We start from the raw sequence: 3,574 nt of genomic DNA, 5'->3' as shown, positions 1-3,574 counted from the left end.
GTACGGCGGTCGCGGCGGCGCGGGCCGCGTCCGAGGGCATCGAGTTCGGCAGATGCCCCGACGCCCAGGACCTGCCGGGCAGCATCCGGTGCGGCACCGTCCGCGTCCCGCTCGACTACGCCCGCCCCGACGGCGCGCAGATCCGGCTGACCGTCAGCCGCGTCCGCGCCACCGGCAAGGACCCGGCCAACAGCAAGCGCAAGGTGCCCCGGCAGGGCGCCCTGGTCTACAACCCGGGCGGGCCCGGCGCCAGCGGCATGCACTTCCCGCTGATCGGCCTGCTCCCCCAGTGGAAACGCATCGCCGGGGCCTACGATCTCGTCGGCTACGCCCCGCGCGGCGTGGGCCGTTCGGCGCCGCTGTCCTGCCAGGACCCCAAGACCTTCTTCGACGGGCCCACCCAGGCGCCCGTCCACCCCTCGGAGGCGTACAAGAAGAAACGCGTCGCGCAGGCCGAAGCGTACGCGCGGGGCTGCGCCGAGCGGGCCGGCGAGCGGCTGCGGCACTACACCTCGCTGAACAACGCGCGCGACCTGGACGTGCTGCGCGCGGCGCTCGGCGAGCGGCGGCTGACCTTCGTGGGAGCGTCGTACGGGACGTACTTCGGGGCGCTGTACGCCACGCTGTTCCCCGGTCATGTGCGGCGGATGGTGTTCGACTCGGTGGTCGACCCGGACCCCGCGCAGATCTGGTACCGCAACAACCTCGACCAGTCGGCGGCGTTCGAGAACCGCTGGTCGGACTTCCGGAAGTGGATGGCCCGGCACCACGACGTGTACGGGCTCGGCCGCACGGCGGGCGAGGTGCAGCGCGCTTACGACACGGTGCGCGCCCGGCTCGCGAAGAAGCCGGCGGGCGGGAAGGTGGGGCCGGGCCAGTTGCAGGCGGCGTTTCTGCAGGCCGGGTACTACGACGACTTCTGGCCGCATCGCGCGCACGCCCTGTCGGCGTACCTGGAGGGCGACCCGCAGCCGCTGATCGACCAGGCCGAGCAGCATCCGGAGGCGGCCGTGGAGGAGGAGAACGCGCGCGCGGTCTATCTCGCCGTGGAGTGCAACGACGCGCCCTGGCCGACGGACTGGGCGGTGTGGGACCGGGACAACACCCGGCTGGCGCGCCGGGCGCCCTTCGAGACCTGGGACAACGTGTGGACCAATCTGCCCTGCGCCTACTGGAAGGCCCCGAGACAGCAACCCCTCGACGTGCGCACCGGCGCCGGTGAGCTGCCGCCGACGCTCATCCTGGCGGCCGAGCGGGACGCGGCGACCCCGTACGACGGTGCCCTGGAGCTGCACCGCCGGCTCGCGGGCTCGGCGCTGGTGACCGAGCGGAACGCCGGCACCCACGGCATCGCGGGCGGCCCCAACGCCTGCGTGAACGGGCACATGGAGGCGTACCTCCTGGAGGGCCGGATCCCGGGCGGCGGCGCGTCCTGCACGGCCCACCCGGAACCGAAACCGAGGGCTACGGGCGAGGCGTCCGCGAACAGCGCGCCGACCGGGAAGGCCGTTCCGGTCCGGCCGGCGCCATGAGCGAACCAGATCCGGCTCCGGTCCCCCGCGCGCCCGCAGGGAACCGGAGCCCGTGGGGTCAGGCCAGGCCGGCGACCAGTTCCGTGATGTTCTTGCGGCGGCCCGTGAAGAACGGGATCTCCTCGCGGACGTGCATGCGGGCCTCCGAGCCGCGCAGGTGGCGCATGAGGTCGACGATGCGGTGGAGCTCGTCGGCCTCGAAGGCGAGGATCCACTCGTAGTCGCCGAGTGAGAAGGACGCGACCGTGTTGGCGCGCACGTCGGGGAAGCCGCGGGCCATCTTGCCGTGGTCGGCGAGCATGCGGCGGCGGTCCTCGTCGGGCAGCAGGTACCAGTCGTAGGAGCGCACGAACGGGTACACGCTGACGTAGTCGCGGGGCGTCTCGTCGGCGAGGAACGCCGGGATGTGCGAGCGGTTGAACTCGGCCGGGCGGTGCAGCGCCATGTTGGACCAGACGGGCGTGAGGGCGCGGCCCAGCCTGGTGCGGCGGAAGAGGTTGTACGCCTCCTGCAGCTGATCGGCGGTCTCCGCGTGCCACCAGATCATCAGGTCGGCGTCCGCGCGCAGGCCCGACAGGTCGTAGGTGCCGCGGATCGTGACGTCCTTGGCGGCGAGCTGGTCGAACAGCTCCTGGACCTCCTCGGCGTACCCGCCGCGGTCCTCGGGCAGCACGTCCTTCAGCTTGAAGACGGACCAGAGGGTGTAGCGGATGACCTCGTTGAGGTCCTTGGCCAGCTTGCCCTTGTTCGGGATCCGGTCGGGGGCGGGGGTGGTGGCGTCGTCACTCATGTCCCTTATTCTCCTGCTCCTCCGTGGAGGCTGTGCACCGGGTGGGCGGTGAGCTCCCGCGCGGCGGCCGGGTCGCCGTGGATCTGGTCGACGGCGGCGTACGCGCTCGCGATGCAGGCGGGGATGCCGACGCCGTCGTAGGCCGCGCCGCACACCGCGAGGCCCGGGATTCTCGCGAGGTGGTCGCGGATACGGGCCACGCGCGCGTGGTGGCCGACGGGGTACTGGGGGAGGCCGTCCTGCCAGCGGGTGACGCGGGTGGCGACGGGGGTGGCGTCCAGGCCCGTGGCCGCCTTCAGGTCGTGCCGCGAGACCTCCACCAGCTCGGCGTCGTCCCGTCCGAGGATCTCCGTCTCGCCGTGCCGGCCGACGGAGGTGCGCAGCACAGCCAGGCCGGGGTCCTCCTCGGCGATCCAGCCCCACTTGCTGGAGGCGAAGGTGGCGGCCTTGATGGTGCGCCCGTCGACGGGCGGCACCAGGAACCCGCTGCCCTCGGGGAGACCGGCCTCCGTACGGCGGTAGGCGAGGGTGATCAGCGCCATGGAGGCGTACTCGACGGCGGCCAGCTCGGCGGCGGCACCGGGCGCCTCCGCACGCAGCAGCCGGGCGGCCGCGGGGGCGGGGAGGGCGACGACGACGGCGCCGGCCCGCAGCTCGCGCCCACCGGCGATCACACGCCAGGCGGCGGGCGCTTGCGCATCGGGCGGTGCCACCCTGCGCAGCTCCGTCACCGGTGTTCCCGTCAGGATCTCGCCGCCGCGCGCCCGTACCGACTCGGCCACCGCGAGCGGCAGGGAGCCGATCCCGCCCTCGATGCCCATGAACACCGGGCCCGTCTGCCGCGCGGCAGCCGCCTTCGCCTGGATCTCGCGGACGGCCTCCGTCAGGGACGTGTGCGTGCGGGCGGCCTCGAAGAGCTGCGGGACGGCCGAGCGCATCGAGATGCGGTACGCGTCGCCCGCGTACACCCCGCCCAGGAGGGGCTCCACCAGGCGGTCGACGACCTCGCGGCCGACGCGCGCCGCCACGTACTCCCCCACCGCCACGTCGTCGCCCACCTCGGTGCGCGGCAGCCCGGCGTCGCGCTCGATCCGGGCCAGGCCCTCCTCGGAGAGCACACCGGCGAGGGCGGCCGCGGTGCCGGGGACGCCCATGACATGGCCCTTCGGCATGGGCCGCAGGGCGCCGCGCGTCCACAGCGAGGCGGTGGCGGTCGCCGGGGGCTGGAGGCGGTCGGCGAGGCCCACCTCGC

General features: G+C 73.9%; 3 protein-coding genes. 1 reads left to right on the top strand and 2 read right to left on the bottom strand.

Going from position 1 to position 3,574, the window contains the following annotated elements; all coding sequences use genetic code 11:
• Window positions 1–1,532: alpha/beta hydrolase (locus tag N4P33_RS33790; RefSeq protein WP_260830748.1), on the top strand; the 1,532-nt coding region annotated here is incomplete at its 5' end.
• Between the two features lie 58 nt (window positions 1,533–1,590).
• On the opposite strand, the gene hemQ is transcribed toward N4P33_RS33790, so the two are convergent.
• Together hemQ and hemG are read right to left on the bottom strand one after the other, a co-directional pair.
• A complete protein-coding gene (gene hemQ, locus N4P33_RS33785; protein ID WP_260830747.1) occupies window positions 1,591–2,322 on the bottom strand; it encodes a hydrogen peroxide-dependent heme synthase in 732 nt (243 codons plus the stop codon).
• 5 nt (window positions 2,323–2,327) lie between these two features.
• Window positions 2,328–3,574: protoporphyrinogen oxidase (hemG, locus tag N4P33_RS33780; RefSeq protein WP_260830746.1), on the bottom strand; the 1,247-nt coding region annotated here is incomplete at its 5' end.

This window comes from Streptomyces sp. 15-116A, from assembly GCF_025290915.1.
Classification (GTDB): domain Bacteria; phylum Actinomycetota; class Actinomycetes; order Streptomycetales; family Streptomycetaceae; genus Streptomyces.
Note: the sequence above shows the minus strand (reverse complement) of the source record. Positions and strands in the feature narration are given on the sequence as shown.

What these genes read in the sequence shown, in the direction of transcription:
- hemQ (WP_260830747.1), bottom strand. Translation starts at nt 2,322, where the DNA reads ATGAGTGACGACGCCACCACCCCCGCCCCCGACCGGATCCCGAACAAG.